Raw genomic sequence first — 19,990 nt, 5'->3', positions numbered from 1 at the left:
GTAAGAAAGCTATCGGAAATCAGTATTTGTTTATAATTTAATATGAGTAAAAATTCTAGGAGTTTATTGAAACCAACAAGAAGGCATATAAAACTTTATTCTCGACTGTTAGGTAAGAAAATTCTATCTTATCTAAAATTAAGAATTGAGTATAAAACATTTCTGATTATAGCTAGTCTTTGTGTTGGAATATTTTCTGGTTTAGCCGCATCGATTTTAAAAAACACTGTACATTTTATTCAAAATGAAACTCATACACTATTCAATAATCTTGGAATTCAATATTTACTCCCAATTACTCCTCTTATTGGTATATTATTATCAATTCTAATTGTAAAAGTTATGTTTGATGGAAAAATTGTTAAAGGACTTAGTAACATTATTTACTCAATAATAAGGAAAAAGTCTGATATTCCACGACGGAAGATCCTTTCGCATTTACTAACTAGCGGTATTACTGTTGGAATGGGTGGGTCAGCGGGGTTAGAAGCACCTATTGTTATTATTGGAGCTTCAATCGGTTCGAATGTTGCTAAGGAGCTAAAACTTAATTATAAAACGAGAACATTATTATTAGCTTGCGGTTCAGCAGCGGGCATCTCAGCAATTTTTAATAGTCCAATCGCTGGAGTTATTTTTGCCTTTGAAGTGTTATTACCAGAAATAACCGTCTATTCATTTATTCCTCTTCTAATTGCATCGGCATCATCTGCGGTTCTTTCAAAAATGCTTTATAGTGGACAGTTGTTTTACTTAGTTACAGAGGGTTGGCATTTATATGCGATACCTTTTTATATCTTATTAGGAATCATTTGTGGGTTTGTTTCATTGTATATGATTAGAACCTCTCATTATATAGAAAACGTTTTGAATAATTATAACAAGCCTATAAGAAAAGCTATAATTGGAGGATTGGTTCTTTGCACTATGATTTTATTATTACCACCTCTGTTTGGCGAAGGATATACAACAGTTATTAATTTGTTAGCCGGACGACAGAACGAACTATTAGATAGTAGCATTTATAGAATATTTAATAACAAGGAATTGGCGCTTCTAGTTTTTATTGCAATAATAATATTAACCAAAGTTGTTGCAACAGCACTCACAATTGGCTCAGGAGGAAATGGAGGGATAATTGCCCCTTCACTTTTTACTGGTGCATTGACCGGCTTCTTTCTCGCCCAAGTTGTTAGCTATTTAGGAATATCAGAACTAAATCGAGCTAATTTTATTGTTGTAGGAATGGCCGGTATTTTAAGTGGCGTGATTCATGCCCCGCTAACCGGGATATTTTTAATCGCAGAAATTACAGGTGTTTATGTACTTATAGTACCTTTAATGATAGTTGTAGCTTTATCTTTTTTTATTTCTAAACACTTTAACCAAAATTCTATTTATACAACCTCTCTTGCAGAAAAAGGGATTCAATTCCGATCTAAGAGAGAATATTTCTTTACTCAGGAAATAAAACTCGAGGATTTAATAGAGACTGATTTTATCACTCTTAATCCAAACATGACATTAAGAATAATCATGGAAAAATTAACACATACGAGAAGAAATTTATTCCCAGTTATAGATGAGAAGGAACAATTAGTTGGAATTATAACGCTAGATGAAATAAGGGAAATAATATTGGATAAAGAAGCTTACGATTTTATTCTAGTTGGAGATATAATGAGTCAATATTTTGATTCAATTGAAATTAACACCGAATTTATTGAAGTCATGGAATACTTTGAAGAAAAAAATATTTGGAATTTGCCAGTAACAGACGGAGGAAAATATGTAGGATTTCTTTCCAAATCTAATATTTTTCAAAGATATAGTACCTTATGGACTAAGCAACAAAACGAAGGAATATAATGAATCTCCCCGACGCAAGGCGTCGGGGATTAACGATTTAGGTTTGTATAATTATATTAATTCAAAGTGCAATCCTAATGGATAACGGGAACGCCGAAGAAGTTTCTACTATTGATTTATTATTCTCATGCAGATCAACAACCCATGTTGCAACAAAGTAACCGAGTGCAGCACCAAAAAAATCATCTGATGTCCAATGTTGATCTTGATAAATGCGAGAGACAAAAGTAAGCGCAGCAGGTAAGTAAGCCAATACTTTTAACCAACCCGCTTTAGCATTTCTTGAAAGAACTGTTGATAAGACCATGGCAGCAGTAGTATGTCCGCCGGGAATTGAGTGATCATCCTGGTTAAAAATTGAAGAGAATGGGTGAAATGAAGTTGTGCCTCTATCCGTATAAGGTCGCGACCTTCCAATTGCCATTTTTAATAAAAAAGTAACTGCACCGGCATAGAGAGAAGCCTGCCCGATCTCATAAGCAATTTTCCTGGTCCCAATATCATCCGCTATCAATGAATGAATAGCAAATCCACCAAAGAGGATTACAGGCATATATAGTTCTCCCCACATTCTGCCGAATTCAATCGGAAAACTTTTGTAATATTTTTGGCTTCCTGGTATCGGTAACCCATTCGTATCATATCTTCCGTCTTTTAAAACTGCATTGCGTATAGGTTGATCTATAGTTTGCATAATTAAAAATGTTGCCGCACTTACAACACCTAATTTGAGCCAATCGCCTCCATCCCACTTGGTCGGTTGCTTGATGAAGTCACCGGTCTCACTCCAGAACTGAGGAAAAGTATATTTTAGTTGTCCGAAGAGAGAAGATGCACATATGATGATTAATAGAAGTGATAAATAAATTTTCTTCATTGTTGTGTCCATTTTTTTTATCTGTTATTAAAAATTCAAAAAAAAATATTTTATCTTTTAAATTTGAACTCTTCTATAAATATTTGAAGAAAAATTTTCTGTTCCGTTCTTACGTCATGTACACTTGCAAAATTAGTCGGGTATCTATCGCTGTAGTAAACCAAATGTTCAAATCCAAGGCTTACATTGTCAAAAAGTTTGAATGAGACACTGGGCTTTATTAATAATACGGAACTATTTCCTGCAACTCCGACATAGGTATGAAACCACCAGTAATAACCTATGAATGAAAGGCTTACCCAACCGCCGATATTGAAAGCACTTTCAATCTTTGCTTCCGCTCCGCCAGTATAGCTATAATCTCTAAACTCTGTAACATCAGGCCCAAATCGATTGCTAAGTGCGCCGAAAGGCACAATATCAACATGAAGATTAGTATAAAGACTGGTACTCTTGCTCATTGGTAGCTTAGAAATTATTCCGGGCCCAAAAGCCATTGTACCTAATTCGAAAGTTTTATTATCAAAATAATTCATGTGTTGAAACAATCCAATTAACATTTCCAAATTACCAACTTGAACATTCTTACCAAATAAAATTCCATACCCGGATATAAGGTCAATAATTTTCCTTCCCACTCCAAAATCCAAATCACTCCGAACTTTGAAATAATCAAAAGGTTTTCGTGATCTTTTTTCAAACGGGTTTCCGTAATCGAGATTAAGATTGATATTAAAGCTGGTGGTTCCACCATTTTCGATTTTTGTTCCAGGATTTACCTTATGATACCCTGCCTCTAATGTTATGTTAAGCGGTTCTTTCTGATATACTTCTTCCGTTGTTAACCTGGAAAGTTCTCCTTGCAAAAGCCTGCTAAAAAACCGGTTAGGTGTCATAATGCCAACAGCTAGTTCCCGGAAAAATCTATTTGCCCCGGTTGTTTGATCATCCAGAATATTTGAGCCCAATCGATATAATATTTCTCCAATAAATGACCCGTTAACTGTTGTATTTATTAAATCGTTATATGAGGGTAGTGTGGTTTCACCAAAATACTCCCACTCTAAACTGCCAAAAGTTGCAAATGGCACTGATCCGAAGTAAGAATAACCGTTTGCACGAGCAGCATTAAAATACATTCCGCCGGAAAATGGATGGAAAAAATAATTCATACCAAATCTGTCTTGATCCCATTCCCATCCCGTTTGTATGTTATGTTGCCATGAATTAAATCCTACTCTTGAAAAACTTTCGTTAAGGATATACCTGTCAATTAAAAAAGTGGAAACGTTTGACAAGGTAACTCTTAGGGCAACCATCAACAAAGAAGATTTCGGGTTATACAACGGATTGTCATTCAGTAAATCACCATACATGTTGTACTTCATTGTGTCCGGAGTAGAAGTTTTATTAGAGGTTTTAATAGTGTCGCGAATTGAGGTTTTCGTAGTATCGCGAATTGATGTTTTATTCGTATCAGCAACTGAATCGGAATAACGATTAATCTCATTCATTGACATCTGCTGACCTGCCTGTCCGGTAGGCCGGCTTAACCATGTGTTTTGATTTAAGAATATTTTTTTCCCCATCGCAGATTTAAACTGCGCCTGAAGAATTATTGGAACTAAAAACAAAGAAAACAAAAAGTATACTTTTTTCATTTTATTCTTCCTTAACAATTAAAAATCAATTACTGGTTATTTTTTTTTTGCAAATAAATCCTTGATTGCTTTTCCAACAACCTCCATATCATGATTAAACCCTTGTTTGAATTCTTCCCATTTATCTTTTCCTTCGTACTTATATTCACTTATCGTTTTCTTTAACTCGATATTTTTTTGTTCTAACACCACTACTTCTTTTTCATATTGAGCTTTGAATTTTCTACTCGCTGTTTTCATTTCCACTTTGAATGTATCAATGCTTTTTTCGTTAGCGGTAATTTTTAATTCAGCATCGCTCTTGAATTGTTGCCAGTCCTTTTCATATTGAGCCTGTGCTTCTTTCAAATCTTGATTTGCTTCTTTAACATTTTCTTTAGCATTCTCTACTTTTTTTTCTCGATTGATGTTGCAACCGGTTAATACTGATCCTCCAATTAACCCTATAACTGCTAAGATTAAATATTTGTTTTTCATGATTCTCCTTTTAGGATATTTAGAAATATTTATATGCTTTATTCTAGTATGCAAGATATAATTGCTTCCTTAGTAGCCTTATCCATTTCAGTTAATCTTTTTTTGCGAATAAATTCTTGATTGCTTTACCGACTACCTTTAAATCATGATTAAACCCGCGCTTGAATATTACCCATTGATCTTTTCCTTCATACTTATATTCACTTATTTTTTTCTTAAGCTCGATATTTCTTTGCTCTAGCGAGTCTACTTTTTTATCATACTTAATTTTGAATTTTTCGTCTGCTGTTTTAATCTTCACTTTGAATTTTGCAATACTTTTTTCGTTATCGTTGATTTTTAATTCGGCATAGGCCTTAAATTGACGGTATTCCTTATCACTTTCCGCCTGTGCATCTTTCAACTCTAGTTTTGCATTTTTAACCTTTTCTTTTGCAGCTTCTACTTTAGTTGCCTGAGCGAAGTTAATTCCTGTAAATAATAAGCCGTTTATTAATACTATGGCCGTTAAGATGGAATATTTGGTTTTCATAATTCTCCTTGTTGGTTTTATTGTAATTATTTATTTGTACTATACTAGTATGCTGGAAATTCTCGCAACCGGAACGCATTAAATTTCTCGGTGAACTACCGCTATAATTTCGAAATTATTTTGCGTAATTCTTCTTTAGTTTTTCCGAGTTTATTCTGCAACCTTCCCAATAGTTCTTCTTCTTTACCATTTTTGAAAAGTAAATCATCATCAGTAAGGTTTGCGAATTGTTGTTTGAGTTTACCTGCGGCTTCATTCCAGTTTCCTTTAATTATCAGCGAATTCATTTAATAACTCCTTTATAACCGTAATTAATAAATATTTCACGTACTAATCCCATGATTACCATAATATGATAGGAAGGAATTTAGGATTGTTCAATCGGGCAAAGGGATGAAAAAGGAACTACATCCTTTAGGTGAGTTTTTCAACGCTTATTCAGTATGAGAACTATTTGCAGACAAATAAATTTTCTTAATGGTTGTGCCCATTTTATTTTTTTACATGATATCAAAAATTCGGAAAAGATCAATTTATTTTTTGAACTTGAACTCTTCTATAAATACTTGAACAAAAACTTTCTGTTCGGTTCTTACGGAATGAACACTAGGAAAATCACGCGGGTATCTATCGCTGTAGTAAACTAAATGTTCAAAACCAATGCTTACATTGTTAAAAAGCTTGAATGCAATTCTGGGTTTGATTAATCCTATATAACTATTTCCTGCAGTTCCATAAATTGTATGTAACCACCAGTAATAAGCTGTAAATGTAAGCCCTACCCATCCTCCAATATTATAAGTGCTTTCAAATGTCATCAGAGCTCCACTGTCGTAATCGAAATCCCTAACCTGTGAAGTATCAGGACCAAATCGGTTGCTTAGTGCGCCAAAAGGAACTATACTAACATGAAGATTAGTATAAAGACTTGAATTATAGCTCATTGGGAGTTTAGCAATTATTCCCGGTCCAAAAGCAAAGGTACCCAATTCAAAAGTTTTATTATCAAAATAATCCATGTGTTGAAAAAGCCCAACTAAAGCTTCCAGACTACCGCTTTGAATATTATTTCCATATAAAATACCATACCCAGTTATATTGGCGGCAATTTTATCTCCTACTCCAAAATCTAAACTCCCCAGGACTTTGTAATAATCAAAAGGTTTCCGCGATCTTTTTTCAAACGGATTTCCATAATCTAAATTAATATTTAAATTAAAGCTACTAGATCCTTTTTCGATTGATGTACCTTCATTCACTCTATGATACCCAGGGGAAAAGGTTATGTTAAGCGGTTCAGTCTGATAAACATCTTCTGTGATATGATCAAACAATTTCCCGGATAAAAGCCTGCTAAATGATCTGCCAGGACTAATAATGAAAGCCAGGAGTTCTCTACTGACTCTTTCTACCCCTGTAGTTCTTAGATCGATAACATCCGACCCCAATCTGTATAATCCTTCACCCATAACCATACCACCCAAAGTTGTAGCAATTATAGAATTCTTTGCCGGTTTGAACTCAGGTCCTCCGTTTTCTCCGAAAAGCTTCCAAAAATAAGAACCACCAAGTACAAATAAAGATGACTCCCAAAAATTGTATCCGCCCGAGCGTGCCGCATTAAAATAGCTTGCGCCGGTATAAGGGTGCAGTAAAAAGTCATTGGCGAATCTTGCGTTATCCCATTCCCATCCATTATTCCACGGGAAACCGGAGTGTAAGACAGTCTTATTCCAGGAATTGAATCCCACTGTAGCCCAATCGAAGTGCATCACATAATGATCGAACAAATTTAAGAGCCCACATTGGATGATAATTTGTAAGGCAGGAAACCATACATGACGCTTTTTGGTATAGATTGGGTCATCATTCAGCAAATCGCCATACATATTGTACTTCATGGTGTCCGGGGATAAGGTTTTAATAGTGTCGCGAGCTGATATTTTATTCGTATCAGCGACTAAATTGGAATGACGATTAATCTCATTCACTGACGTCTGCCGGTTTAACCATGTATTTTGATTTAAGAATATTTTTTTTTCAAACGAAGATTTAAACTGCGCCTGAAGAATTATTGGAACTAAAAATAAAAAAAACAAAAAGAATACATTTTTCGTTTTATTCTTCCTTACAATTGAAAAAACAATTACCGGTTAATCTTTTTTTACGAATAAATCTTTGAGCGTTTTTCATCATTCTTTAACTCTTTAATACATCTTTTAAGAATCCGGGATTAAATAGTTTCAATCTCCGCCAATGAATATGTTTGAACTGAACTTAGAGTATAAGAGCCACCTGAAAGTCAATTAAAAACCGCGCCCTTTTATTTATTGGGAAGAACGGAGCCAATTCCAGACCTGCAGTGATTTTCTTGATTAAGTCTATTCCAAGTATCCTCGTCATCTCTGCCACATCAAGGAATAACGACAAAGCAAATCCGCCACGTCCGACATTAACATCGATGGGAGAATTAACACCGAATGTTCCTATCCCAAAATTAACAGGGAATCGATTTCCCGATACTCCGTTCACTAAATAAAATCGTATCATCGCACTTGAGTTACCGTAGTTTAAGGAATCTTTTGCTTGCGTGTCGAACAAAACTTTAGGTATAGCGAGAGAAAAACCCATCTCAATCTTCGGACCTCTTACACGGAAATAGCGAGAGTAAGAGTTGGATCGATCGTAACCTCCAATTTTTATAGTGTAATCAGGTTCGATGTTGATCTTGATGATAGCCCAATCAGGAAGGGAGTCTAAATGTATCCGCACTTGTGTAAATTCCTCCGATCGAATTGCTGCATAGGAACCGTAAGCTGTACGGTATTGAATTAACATAGCACGGTCCCGGTTCGGATCGTTGTCATTTCGAAATGTTAAGACACGCCGTTCAAAAGTTTGTGTCGTAGTTCCATCTCGCAATTGCACTGATGTCCTTATTGTTACAAACTGTGGTCCCATTCCCAACCGAATACTATCGCGCTGGAATATCACTCGAAGGTTTTGTATCTGACTACGGTCGAGCGTTACAGCCGATTGTATATCATCACTGCCGGCTTCAGGTTCAATATGTACATAATGACTTATCTGCTCTATGACCTGGTACTCTTCGACATCAACGATGCAATCCGTATCATAAACATAACGTCGTTTTTCATCATCCTGAGCTTTGAGGCGAACTCGATATCGACCGGGTGCGCAAGCTTGAGGGATGACAGCGCTGTATATGTTGTGGCCAATGGATTTTAGTGTTGTCCCTTCAATGACTAAGACTGGAGTTACAACAACTGTTGCCGTGCGGTCATTTCGTTTAACTGTTAAACGGACGGTGTCGCCGGGATAATATACAGACTTATCCACAGAGAGCGTTATAATTTCATCCTCGTTTGATGATTGAATGAGTGTAGGATATCTCTGCTGAGCTTGCACACTCCATGAAAATAAAATGCAGAAAATCATAAGAAATAGTAATTTAAATTTTAGCATGTTCTTTTTAGAATTTTGTGAAAGTGATAATTATTCGATTATTGTTTTCTAATTTCTTTTAATTCAAATTCAATGGTTCCATATCCTAGAATATCCCTTAGAAAACCCATCGCTCCACCGCCTTCAATCATTATTTTTGCTTTTATTAATCCTATACCTTCTGCAAACCATTCGGTTGCTATATCTTTAACGTTGTCAGAACCTTCAACAATGGATTCTAATTTTATTGCTTCAAATCTTCCGGCTTCCGTTATAACAAATTCCTTATTAAGAACTTTGCCGGTAACCTTCACTTTATTCGTATCACCATCTGAATATTCATCTCCTTCCCATTTCCACTCCATACCCGGTGACAAAGGGAGAGGAAATCGTAATAAAGGTTTTCCATACGTGAACGTTCCTTCTTTTTTAATAAACAAAAATATTTTTAAGAAACGATATGTTTCTTTTACATAAACACCGTCTTCTTTTATTATCAAAGTCTGTCTATACTTGAATTTATCAGCTTCACTCGAGCTGATAATAAATTCACCATCTTGAAAGTATTTTGTAATACTTTCACCAAATGATGATTTATAAACCAATGTTATACCATTATTAACTGGGAAGTATGAATTTGAGTTTATAACTGTTTTCTCTTTTGCTGATAAAGCGTCACTCATAGCAGCAAATAAAAGAAGTAGTGGAATGATATAAATAGAATTGCTTTTCATGTCAGTTGCAGTTTCCTAGTTAAATATCTTTGTAAGACTTAAAATTATCTTCTTCCTGATAGAAGGGGGAAAAATGGAGGTTGTGTAATTGCTATTTGCCTTTGTATAGCTCTTATACTTATATGCTATTATTTTTTAATAAACCCAGCTGTAAATACCGCTTTAATTTGCAGCTGGGTTAGGGGTTGTATGAGCAAAGAAAAAACAATCAAGCATAAAAATTCGTATCTAATCTTGTTTTCCTAATCGCTTTATTGGTCTTTTCATTGCTGAATAATGATATCAAGAAATGTATTGCGAATCAATCGCCCATAAGGATGAAAAAGGAACTACATCTTTTGGGTGAGATCGCCCGCTATATTCTTGCGGAAAATTATTTATGATATAAGAAAATATTTTATTCTTCTAAACAAAAAAAGTAAACATATATATTCATTACTTTTCTGGAAGTTATATTTGAGGAAGTCCAATTACATCAGCAATACCGTTGCGAAGCGCAAACCACAAAAAATTGAAAAAATAATCTCTCGGATTCCGTGTGTATTTTATTTCACCGATCTTCATTAAACCTTTCTCATCCGGCATATTGGCTCCGCGGATAATAAATATTTTACTAAAGATAGAGGAGACCCGATCGAAAATTCCATTTTCACTTCCGGTATTTTTGTTGAGAACAGCGATAGATAAGTCTTTGTACGCAGCTCGCAAGGTACCGTTTGCATGCCCCGAATTAACATTGATATTATACGTTGCAGACTGAAGGATTCCGGATTTAATACGTTTATGTTCACATGGTTCAATGAATGAATTTAATACGGTCACATCCATCGTGCTAAGTGAACCGGAATATCGTAAAGAAAAATCCGTTGATGTGGGAGGAATTGCCATAAACAGTTTCATTGTGCCGGAATTCATAAAAAGTCCCTCCCCATGAATAATTGTAGTGTCAGGGTGAGCTGTATTATTAGCAATTCCACTTATTGAAACATTGACTTTATCAAATTTAACCACTCCAGGTATTGCTTTAACTACAAACCTCTCGCGATAGTTCAACCGTCCATTTATGACTTTCAAACTATCAACCTTTACTATTTCCTTCATCGAAGATAGAGCTTCGTTCAGCATCTGTGGATTAGATGAGTTCATGTCATAGGGCTTATCCATGTTCACCAGAATATCAAGAAATACATCATGTATATTAATGTTTCTGGCACTATAGATATTTCCTTGAAGTAATGCGAGACAATTCAAACCCATTATTTTTATTTGAGGAATATTAAAACGAAACCTGGTTTGCCTAAATTGATTTTTTGCGAAGAATTGTTCATCGTCAATTAAAGAATAAAACTTAATTGAATCAGCCACCATTTCAGAATCAGGTACCGATATATGCAACATATCAAAACGAAGTTCATTCTGAGACTGACGAAAATTAAGAACAATTTTTTGTGCATCTATCACTGAGCTTGTAAGAATATTAGAAGTATAATCTTTTTTCATAAGAATTTTCATCCAACCGATTCCGCTAACGGAGAATGAAGCAACACTGCATGTAAGCGTAGAGTCGTTAGTCTTCAGTGTTAGAGAATCACACCCTAAACGATTCTTCCAAAAATTATAATGCATATCGCTAAACTTTATTGAGTATGCCGGATAAGTTTCTTTAAAAGCTTTTGTAATTCGGTCTTTGAAGAATGCGTTGATAAAAGGATCCGGGAAGAAAATGAATATCAGTACACAGATAAGTATGACAGCACCGACAATAAAACTTACATACTTCGCGACTTTCAGTAGCGATTGTTCTCTCCAATTGAATGATGTATTCTTCATCTGTGGTGTTTTCATCATTGTTCTTTCTTCTTCTTCGACATTGGTTTAGAAATATCATCGAACTTTTCTGATCCGAGCAACACAGCAATCCATAGTGTGCTTTCATTGCTCTCAAATGCAAACTTCATTGTCATCGTAAGCGGTATGCAAAGAATCGCTCCGATCAAACCGAGCAGGCTGCCCCAAAAAATCAGCGAGAGAAAGACGACCAAAGTAGAGAGCCCAAATTTCTTCCCCATAAGTCGAGGTTCAATCACATTACCTATTATGAATCCAACGAGAATATTACCGGCAACTACAAGTAGTGCGCTGCCCATTCCGAGTTGAACAAGTGCAAGAAGTGCTGCAGGAATGGCCGCGATAACGGAACCGATATTTGGTATATAATGGAGTACAAAGGCAAGGAAACCCCATAGAACGGGAAATTGCACGCCGAGTATGTACATCCATACCGCGATTAAGATTCCAGCAAACAGGTTGATTAAAGTTTTGATGACCATATAGCGTTTCATATCAACAACAAACTTCGTGAAATGGGGAAATACCTGCTTAGGATCACCGAGAATAGCGCGGAGTTTTATAGGAAAGCTTGAGACTTCAAGCAAGATAAAAGTTACTGTGAGAAGGATCAGGACAAGATCGGAAAGTAGAGAACTCAATCCCGATAGTAAGCCGGCAGTAAGTTTCATCACCGCTTCCGGGTTAACGTATTCTAGAAAAAATTTTGGGGGAACTACAATACCCTTGCTTGTCAACAGTACAGTAAGCTCCTTGACTTGTTCTCGAATGCGTGATTGCAATAAAGGCAGTTCATCTGAAAAGCTGTTAACGGATGTGCCAATTTGTGCGCTAATCAGAATTAGAATAATTATCATACCCGCCATAACTATCAGCACTGCAAATCCGGATGGAATACGTTTTTCCTTTAACCAGAGTACAGGCGGAGTTCCAAGTAGAGCAAGGAAAACAGAGACAAGGAACAGAACAACAACCGATTGCGCAAGATTAATCCCTGCGATGATTATTACAAATGCTGCTGCGCTAACAAGGAAGTGCATTCCGCTAAAAGAATTACTTTGCTCAGTCATAAATTTATGTGATTATATTTTTTTTAGTCTTAAATCAGAAATCATTGCAACTGCCGAGACGAAATAAAAAATCACAAACCAAACGAGATATGCTTGGGCAAATAAATATCCAAGGAAGGCAATCGTAGAGACTGCTGATGCAGCTAATACAGTCGGAATACCTGTGAAGCCCTTTTGTTTATATGCCGTGAAGTAAGCCAATCTTATTGACGCTGCACCGACATTTAAAAATCCAGCAATGAGCATAGCAATTCCGTCTATCCCAACGAACCAACCAAATACAACAGAGGAAGCAACTGCCATAAAATCCGTAAAACTATCCAGGTAAACACCCAGCACTCCTCCGCCAATTGCTCTTGCTAACTTTCCATCAAAATAATCTAAGAGGAATTGCATGAGGATAAGACCGTATGCAATTACTAAAAACCCTTTAAAAGAAAAATAAACTGAAGAGGAAACACACAGAAGACCAAGAAGAGTAAGCATGTCCGGTAATCGAAGAGTACGGAGTTGTTTAAATAACATTGCAATATTTCCTTATTAATCATTGAGTATGAAAACTTTCTTCTCAATTATGATCGTTGTTTACTAAATAAATTTTGTTATTTAATATTCGTTCACAGTGCGCGGCGTCCGCTAATGATTCTAACTAAGACCATTATAATTGCAATTACCAAAAGAATGTGAATAAAACTGCCCATAACAGGAACGGCGACCAATCCAAGTAACCACAATACTATTAAAATTACAGCGATAGTGTATAACATGATATTTAACCTTTCTATTAGTTGGAAATACTTTTCTTTTTCTATATTCAACAATAAAAGCAATCTACTTTTTCATTCATAATAACACACATCAATCTCATCACCATGTAATCATTCTGGTTTTCTATTTTCCTTTTTATCATCCTTCGGAATGGATTTTGATGGTTGATCCATATTCTGGTTCTTTGGTGGATTCACAGTTCGTACTTTCGGTGGTTGATTTGTATTACTATTGTTCTTAGGTGGATTCACGGTTCGTGCTTTCGGTGGTTGATCTGTATTATTATTCTTTGGTACTATTTTATTCTGCGGTTGTAATGGTCTATCTATTTTATTTTCTTTTTTGGGAGGGTCTAAATACCGCGGTTGATTTGGTTGATTTGTATTGCCATTGTTAATTGGTGGATTTGTATTCCGCAACTGTGATGGTTGATCCTTTTTATTTTCCTTCTTTGGAGGATCTAAATTCCGCGGTTGATATGCATTCTTTTTAGTGTCAACCTTATTTACCGAATTCACAGCAGGTTGTTGTCCTTTATTTATATTGTTATTCGGTGGATTTGTATTCCGCTGTTGAGTAGGATTCCCGGCAGGTTGTTGTTGTCCTTTTCCTGTTTTACTATTCTGCAATTGTATATTCTGTGGCTGCTTTTCGGCATTTCTTTCCGATATCCGTTTTACATCTTTTAATTTTGTTAATTCAGATGGTGCCGGTTTTAACCCGTTGTTATTCTTCTGTACTTGGGGTCTGTATATCTGCACCTGATCATTGTTTAAACTCTGACCCGGTTTGTCTTTTTCACGAACGGTAACCGGGTTAATTGTTTTGCCGGTAATTTTTTGAACATCTTCTCTGCCAGGTCCAGCGACATATGTTGTACGTCTCTTATCATCATAGTAAGTTTTATTAATCACTGTTGAATTATTCATGATACTAGAATTGTTTTTTCGATCAATATAATTCCGACCAATGTCGTGCCTTTCAATATCTCTGTCTCTTACAAATATCCAACGATCGTTTGGTACATCATTATAGCCGCCAAAAGTCACACTTATGGAAATACCTGGTCTCATCGGTGCCCAACCATAATAACCATTGGATCTTCTCCAGGTAACCCATGAAGGACCCCATTCATAATCCGGAACCCAGAACCAGCCATAAGAACCATTGTAATCCCAGCGTCCATAATGGAAAGTTGCCCAGCCCCAGTTATAATCTGATACCCACATCCAACCGTAATCTGTTAGTATCCAGTAACCATTGGTTAAATATGGTGCAAAGTCCGGACCTGCTGTTGGAATCCACACATATCCATAATTATTGTCTTCAATCCACTGACCGTAAGGACTTAATTGATCGTAAAACTCCTGATAATTAACATCATTTTGTTGCGCTGATATTTGTCCCGGGAATATTGCAGAGACAAGATATAAAGTGATTACTAGTGCAAAAATTCTAATATAGAATATTGCTTTTAGCTTTTTCACAGTGATTCTCCTGTTAAATTAATTTTACATGTCATTCATATATTTGATTAATGTTTGTAGAAAAAAATATAATTACGAGTAGTGGAATACAATCGAGCAAAGGGATGAAAAAGGAACTACATCTTTCAGGTGAGGTGGAGAAAGAGAGTTTAACCGAGTTTGTAAAACAATTAATGCAGTTTAAAGTAAATTATTTTTTCTCTGCTGGTTTAGCTGCTTCTGTTCCATTCCTTATTGCTTTGATTTCAACTCTTCTATTCTTTGCCGCATTCTCTTCGTTGTCATTTGGTACAATCGGTTTGCTTTCGAAAAACCACATAACGGAAAATATAATTTCACTTAAGCCTTTCTTAACTTAGATAACTTTCCTATAATAAAAATTATGAGAAATTATTTTAAGAAAAGGTCACTTATTTAGTGACCTTTTCATCATAAAGATTATTGCACTTTAAATTCGATGCGTCTGTTCATTGCTCTGCCGTTGGCAGTATTATTATCAGCAACCGGATTGCTTTTTCCGAAACCGACTGTTGTAAGTCTGTTTGCAGCTATACCTTTGGAAACAAGAAACATTTTTACAGTTTCTGCTCTTCTTAATGAAAGTTTATTGTTGTATTCAACGGAACCGATATAATCACAATAGCCCTGTATCTCAACTTTTATATCTGGATTCCTTAATAATGTCTTCGCAGCATCGTAAAGTATTGGATATGATTCCGGTAAAAGTGTTGACTTGTCAAAGTCGAAGTTAACACCAATAAGAATCCATTTTTCCGTCATCATAGCTTTCATCGGTTTTTCGACAACAACTTCTTTGGTAATTTCCTTTGGAATATGCTTAACAATCATCTCTTCAATTTTATTTAAGTCATTGAGAGTTAGATCTTTCGTTTCAGGAGTTATACCGGGATAAAGTTGACATAACTTTGACGGCCCGCCTTGAGCAAATAAGTAAAGTAACCCAACGTTAACTCCCCAATAAGAATCGTTTCCATTAGGACTATAAAAACCATCCAGTTCTGAATTGCTTGTTGAATGATAACCAAACTCTGTTACAATTTTCCAATCCCTGTCAAGAGCCCATTCTACACCGAAGCCAAAGTTCCATTCGGCTCCAGTTGCGTTATCATCCAAAGTCGCTGTTGCTTTGTTAGTTAACATTCTGTAAGTGCCGCCAACTCCACCATACACATAGGGTGAAACCGGTTCGCATGGAATTAGGTAATACATAAAATCAAGATCGCCGGAAATAAGGTTTGTTGATTCTGTAATAGTTGCCGAAGCTAGATTAACCCATGTTCCTTCCATGTGAGAAAAACCGCCCTTAAATCTTAATCCAAAATGTTCTGAAAAATTCCTCTTAAGTGAAAGATACCCACCATAATTAGAATGTGTAGGTGTAACTTGTACACCTATGTATCTGGGATAACCGAAACCAAAACCGAATGCCCAGCTATCTGTTGCTAATTGTGCTTGAGAAATATCAACAGCAACCATCAGAAGTAATACAATTGTAAAATAAATTTTTTTCATGTTTCTTTTCTCCTTAGTTTATTAAATGACTTTCCTTAAATAATAAATAGTTTATGTTATTTAGGTGGATAAAGGTTATGAAGATACTTGGGACAAAACAATCGGCCAAAGGGATGAAAAAGGAACTACATCTTTTAGGTGAGATGGTGAGAGAGAATTACAAGCAGATTGATTAATCGTTTCATCGTTGCCCTTTAATAAATGCATATATTTTTTCGAATGTTACCACGGGCTTTTCTTCCTGCGGAACATGTCCGCATTTATCAATTATTTCCAATCTTGCATTAGGCAATTCCTTACTAAGTCTGGTGCCATTATCCACTGATATTACCGGGTCATTTTTGCCCCATATAATCAAGCATGGTGTCGGAATGTTTTTGTAAGCATCTATTATTTTTTCGTATCCAATTTGATCAATCTGCTTGGCAGACGTAATAAAAGTGTACTCGAGATCGTCTCCGCTATAAAAAGCTACATACCTGTTAATTAATTTTTCATTAACCATCTTCTTATCATAAAAAATTTTATTTAGAATATACTCTGCTCTGAATTTATTGGGCAATAGAAATGTTAATTTATTTAAAAGAGGTGTTCGCAAATTTTCCATAAATACCGGCATCTCCTGCATATAGGCAAGACAATCAATCAGAATCAATTTACTAATTCTTGTTTTACTCTTCTCATTTAATAATGATATTTGAGTAAGCAGCGCAACTGCTCCTCCAAAAGAATGACCGATGAGATACAAAGAATCTGTATTAATGTCCTTAATAAATTGTTTGACAATTTTTGATTGTTCTTGAATTGTATATTTATCATCCTCTGGTTTCGAAGAATTACCAAATCCTTTTAGATCAATAAGGTAAAGCGTGAATTCGCTTTTCGGGAATAATGCCTTTATATCATCCCACGTATGTAATGATGCACCGAATCCATGCAAGAGTACAATCATCTTATCACCATAACCAATCTTTTCATAATTGATTTGGATGTTATCAGAGTAAGCATACGTTAAGTTTCTGGAATTACCTTCTAATGCCGGCATTGACTGGATATAATTTGAAAGGAAAAACAATAAGCTCAATGATATTAACATTCTCATAGAGTTAATTATATAACACATGTTCATGATTGTTTTATTTTTCACTTGTCGGTACCAGATTTTTCTTTCTGCCGGGTCTTTGACACAGCTGCCATAATTCCCAAACCGATTACGATAATGACACCTATGCCAATCCAAATTGGCTGAGCTCCCAATTTATAAGCTGCCCAAGCTAATCCGCCGGCTACAAATAGAGTTCCTATTAAATATATTGCAAAATTAGACATCTAGATTTTCCTTTTATTGTTAGGCGGTTTTTTAATTCATCGGAATATTTTGCGCCTATAAATTTTGCTTCTTATGAATCGTTCTCATTCTTGGTTGAATTTATTAAAACCAACGAGTCATTGTCTTAACAGTATTTTTTACGACTTTTTTTACTTGTTCAACGTTACAGTTTTCGCGTTTTGTTGTTTACCTACGGATACTCCTCCGCTTGCACTGCAGCTGCAAATAAAAAGAGATACAGCAAAAATTAGAATTAAGAATGTTGCGTTTAACTTTTTCATGGTGATTCTCCTGTTAAATTAATTTACAAGTCATTCATGTATTTGTTTAATGCTTGCAGGTAAAAGATATGACTACGAGTAGTGGAATACTATCGAGCAAAGGGATGAAAAAGGAACTACATCTTTTAAGTAATTAATGAAAGGGAATTACTAGAAGTTTAAAAGATAGTATTCTTTCAAAAATAATTTCTTTATGTTATTCCACGTATGTAATGATGTGCCAAATCCATGCAATAGTACAATCTTCTAATCACCACAACCAATAATTTCATTATTGATGCGGATGTAATTAGAGTAAACAAACCTCAAGTTTCGGAAAGTATTTTCTAATGCCGGCATTGGCAAATATAAATTCGCTTCGTATGAATCGTTTCCATTTTTAGCTGAATTATCTAAAACCAACGATTCATTATTTTAAAAAAATTTTGATGACTTTTTTACTTGCTCACGCTGACAGTTTTTGCGTTTTGTTGTTTATTAGTTGAAACTTGTCCGCTTGCACTGCAGCTGCATATAAAAAGGGATACAGCAAAAATTAGAACTAAAGAAATTGCGCTTAGTTTTTTCATAGTGATTCTCCTGTTAAATTTATTTTACAAGTCATTCATCTATTTGACTAATGCTTGTAAATAAAAGATATGATTACAAATAGGGACATACTATCGAGCAAAGGGATGAAAAAGGAACTACATCTTTTAAGTAGTTAAGGGAAGAGAATTACTCACCAATTAATGAAGTAGTCTCTATTGCAGTTTTGTAGGAGTCAGAAAGATGAGCGTGTTTTGCAATCTGCACACGTGTATTAAGCGCTAATTTTTCAAGTATGTTATGGACGTGGCTTTTTATTGTGTAGGTTGATAGATGAAGTTTTTGTGCGATCTCTTTATTTGTGAGTCCATCAGAAATCAATTCAATTACTTGCCGCTCACGTTTTGTCATACGAACCGATTCAATGATTGCCGAATGGTTGGATCCGTTAACAGCATGTTCAACGATTTGAGAAAAAAGTGAGCCGGTTAAATGCGATGGTAAAACTTTAGCGCCCTGATAAACTGATCGGATAGTTTTAAAAAAATCAGCAACGTTTGCATCTTTGAGTATGAATCCTGAAACTCCTGCCTGAACAAAATCGAAAACATCTGCTTGAAGCGGTATAAGATCCATCACTATTACTTTGGTTCCCGGAAAATGCTGCTTTGTTAATTTTACAACTTGCAAACTGTTTTGATTCCGTAAACCGAGATCGAGAAGCACTATATTTGGCTTGTGCTTATCCATCATCAAAAGAATGTTTTCGCCATTACCAATAGTAGCAACAACATGCATATCAGGCTGCTTTTTGAGCATTGATGCAATGCCATCACGCAGAAGCTTATTATCTTCAATAAGTAGTATCTGGATTTTTTTCAATGTGTTTCCCGAATTTTTGTAAACAGATGTAATTAATAACTTGAAAAATCTAATACAAATCTAAGACAAAGATATATTAAGATATACTAATACTGTATGACGTTAAACACTAATACTTCCAAATCAGTTTCAAATAAATAGGTTGTTTATTATTCTTAATCTTTTCTAAGTATAAGTTAACAAATGTTAAAATATTTGGCAATAATTAAATCATCGTTGCGACCAAAATATGACCGACTACACTGACCCCATATAAAAGCAAAAACCTCGAATAACATATTCTTCGGTGAAATCAATTCGCCTAATAACACAAATAGTTTCATAAATCTTAATGACTGAAGAGTGACTATTCCTTATGTAAATTGTAAGAAATAGAAAAGAACATTCTAAACTAGAAATTTATATTTTGGCTAAAGATTCTACCCAAGATTTGAACCGCTCGAAATACTTAAGCAGTTTATCTACATCCTTTTTATAATAAATATCACCATGATAGGAGACTTTATTTTTATGATCAATTAATTTTTTGAACTGATCGAGAGCTTTAGTTTTGTTGGTGGAAGGAGGAGTTACGAGACGCTGCAGCTTTATCTTACTTGTAAGATTCTACCGATTCAAGTTTATTTTCATTTACTCCAATGTTCATTT

At 35.2% G+C, this 19,990-nt stretch carries 22 protein-coding genes; 3 read left to right on the top strand and 19 right to left on the bottom strand.

All coding sequences use genetic code 11. From position 1 onward, the window contains the following. Positions 1 to 66 precede the first annotated feature (66 nt). Positions 67 to 1,869: a chloride channel protein gene (locus NTZ27_12335; protein MCX6175532.1), complete on the top strand. Its 1,803-nt coding sequence runs from the start codon at positions 67 to 69 to the stop codon at positions 1,867 to 1,869. Positions 1,870 to 1,930: 61 nt separating this feature from the next. Here the strand turns inward: NTZ27_12335 and NTZ27_12330 are convergent, their stop codons facing one another. The 7 genes from NTZ27_12330 to NTZ27_12300 form a co-directional block, all read right to left on the bottom strand. Further along, complete coding sequence (locus NTZ27_12330) at positions 1,931 to 2,746, bottom strand: phosphatase PAP2 family protein (protein MCX6175531.1); 816 nt, start codon at positions 2,744 to 2,746, stop codon at positions 1,931 to 1,933. A 50-nt stretch (positions 2,747 to 2,796) separates the two neighbouring features. Next, positions 2,797 to 4,407, bottom strand: a complete 1,611-nt coding sequence (locus tag NTZ27_12325) for a DUF3943 domain-containing protein (protein MCX6175530.1) — start codon at positions 4,405 to 4,407, stop codon at positions 2,797 to 2,799. 36 nt (positions 4,408 to 4,443) lie between these two features. Beyond that, the gene (locus NTZ27_12320) at positions 4,444 to 4,884 is read right to left on the bottom strand and encodes a hypothetical protein (protein MCX6175529.1); all 441 of its coding nucleotides are present in this window, start codon (positions 4,882 to 4,884) and stop codon (positions 4,444 to 4,446) included. Between the two features lie 91 nt (positions 4,885 to 4,975). Continuing rightward, positions 4,976 to 5,416 (bottom strand): hypothetical protein, encoded by a 441-nt coding sequence (locus tag NTZ27_12315; protein ID MCX6175528.1) that lies wholly within the window; start codon positions 5,414 to 5,416, stop codon positions 4,976 to 4,978. Positions 5,417 to 5,517: 101 nt separating this feature from the next. Then, positions 5,518 to 5,703 carry a CsbD family protein gene (locus NTZ27_12310; protein MCX6175527.1) on the bottom strand — a complete coding sequence of 62 codons (186 nt, stop codon included), beginning with the start codon at positions 5,701 to 5,703 and terminating at the stop codon, positions 5,518 to 5,520. A gap of 246 nt (positions 5,704 to 5,949) precedes the next feature. Continuing rightward, positions 5,950 to 7,407 (bottom strand): DUF3943 domain-containing protein, encoded by a 1,458-nt coding sequence (locus NTZ27_12305; protein ID MCX6175526.1) that lies wholly within the window; start codon positions 7,405 to 7,407, stop codon positions 5,950 to 5,952. A 286-nt stretch (positions 7,408 to 7,693) separates the two neighbouring features. Further along, entirely contained in the window at positions 7,694 to 8,377 is a 684-nt protein-coding gene (locus tag NTZ27_12300) for a hypothetical protein (protein ID MCX6175525.1), read from the bottom strand. A gap of 250 nt (positions 8,378 to 8,627) precedes the next feature. Here NTZ27_12300 and NTZ27_12295 point away from each other — a divergent pair, with 250 nt between their 5' ends. Then, positions 8,628 to 8,759: a hypothetical protein gene (locus NTZ27_12295; protein ID MCX6175524.1), complete on the top strand. Its 132-nt coding sequence runs from the start codon at positions 8,628 to 8,630 to the stop codon at positions 8,757 to 8,759. A gap of 181 nt (positions 8,760 to 8,940) precedes the next feature. Here the strand turns inward: NTZ27_12295 and NTZ27_12290 are convergent, their stop codons facing one another. The 6 genes from NTZ27_12290 to NTZ27_12265 form a co-directional block, all read right to left on the bottom strand. Continuing rightward, on the bottom strand, positions 8,941 to 9,615 hold the full coding sequence (locus NTZ27_12290; GenBank protein ID MCX6175523.1) for a hypothetical protein: 675 nt from the start codon (positions 9,613 to 9,615) through the stop codon (positions 8,941 to 8,943). Between the two features lie 450 nt (positions 9,616 to 10,065). After that, positions 10,066 to 11,463 (bottom strand): hypothetical protein, encoded by a 1,398-nt coding sequence (locus NTZ27_12285; GenBank protein MCX6175522.1) that lies wholly within the window; start codon positions 11,461 to 11,463, stop codon positions 10,066 to 10,068. Continuing rightward, entirely contained in the window at positions 11,460 to 12,533 is a 1,074-nt protein-coding gene (locus NTZ27_12280; protein ID MCX6175521.1) for an AI-2E family transporter, read from the bottom strand. The genes NTZ27_12285 and NTZ27_12280 overlap by 4 nt, the downstream gene beginning before the upstream one ends. Positions 12,534 to 12,545: 12 nt before the next feature. After that, positions 12,546 to 13,058 (bottom strand): CDP-alcohol phosphatidyltransferase family protein, encoded by a 513-nt coding sequence (locus tag NTZ27_12275; GenBank protein ID MCX6175520.1) that lies wholly within the window; start codon positions 13,056 to 13,058, stop codon positions 12,546 to 12,548. Positions 13,059 to 13,150: 92 nt separating this feature from the next. After that, complete coding sequence (locus NTZ27_12270) at positions 13,151 to 13,300, bottom strand: lmo0937 family membrane protein (protein MCX6175519.1); 150 nt, start codon at positions 13,298 to 13,300, stop codon at positions 13,151 to 13,153. 111 nt (positions 13,301 to 13,411) lie between these two features. Continuing rightward, positions 13,412 to 14,788 carry a hypothetical protein gene (locus NTZ27_12265; GenBank protein ID MCX6175518.1) on the bottom strand — a complete coding sequence of 459 codons (1,377 nt, stop codon included), beginning with the start codon at positions 14,786 to 14,788 and terminating at the stop codon, positions 13,412 to 13,414. 104 nt (positions 14,789 to 14,892) lie between these two features. On the opposite strand from NTZ27_12265, the gene NTZ27_12260 reads away from it, so the two are divergent. Next, positions 14,893 to 15,147 (top strand): hypothetical protein, encoded by a 255-nt coding sequence (locus NTZ27_12260; GenBank protein MCX6175517.1) that lies wholly within the window; start codon positions 14,893 to 14,895, stop codon positions 15,145 to 15,147. Positions 15,148 to 15,226: 79 nt separating this feature from the next. Here the strand turns inward: NTZ27_12260 and NTZ27_12255 are convergent, their stop codons facing one another. The 6 genes from NTZ27_12255 to NTZ27_12230 all read right to left on the bottom strand — a co-directional run bounded on the left by NTZ27_12255 (position 15,227) and on the right by NTZ27_12230 (position 19,342). After that, on the bottom strand, positions 15,227 to 16,321 hold the full coding sequence (locus NTZ27_12255) for an OmpA family protein (GenBank protein ID MCX6175516.1): 1,095 nt from the start codon (positions 16,319 to 16,321) through the stop codon (positions 15,227 to 15,229). Between the two features lie 181 nt (positions 16,322 to 16,502). Further along, on the bottom strand, positions 16,503 to 17,366 hold the full coding sequence (locus tag NTZ27_12250) for an alpha/beta hydrolase (GenBank protein ID MCX6175515.1): 864 nt from the start codon (positions 17,364 to 17,366) through the stop codon (positions 16,503 to 16,505). Between the two features lie 98 nt (positions 17,367 to 17,464). Next, positions 17,465 to 17,650 (bottom strand): hypothetical protein, encoded by a 186-nt coding sequence (locus tag NTZ27_12245; protein ID MCX6175514.1) that lies wholly within the window; start codon positions 17,648 to 17,650, stop codon positions 17,465 to 17,467. A gap of 150 nt (positions 17,651 to 17,800) precedes the next feature. Beyond that, a complete protein-coding gene (locus NTZ27_12240; protein ID MCX6175513.1) occupies positions 17,801 to 17,932 on the bottom strand; it encodes a hypothetical protein in 132 nt (43 codons plus the stop codon). 437 nt (positions 17,933 to 18,369) lie between these two features. Further along, the gene (locus tag NTZ27_12235; protein ID MCX6175512.1) at positions 18,370 to 18,501 is read right to left on the bottom strand and encodes a hypothetical protein; all 132 of its coding nucleotides are present in this window, start codon (positions 18,499 to 18,501) and stop codon (positions 18,370 to 18,372) included. Between the two features lie 148 nt (positions 18,502 to 18,649). Next, positions 18,650 to 19,342, bottom strand: coding sequence for a response regulator transcription factor (locus tag NTZ27_12230; protein ID MCX6175511.1), 693 nt, complete (start codon positions 19,340 to 19,342; stop codon positions 18,650 to 18,652). Positions 19,343 to 19,990 lie beyond the last annotated feature (648 nt).

The sequence above is a fragment of the Ignavibacteriales bacterium genome (genome assembly GCA_026390775.1).
Lineage (GTDB): Bacteria > Bacteroidota > Ignavibacteria > Ignavibacteriales > Melioribacteraceae > Fen-1258.
The sequence above is the reverse complement of the archived record's forward strand: the minus strand, read 5'-3'. Positions and strand labels throughout refer to the sequence as shown.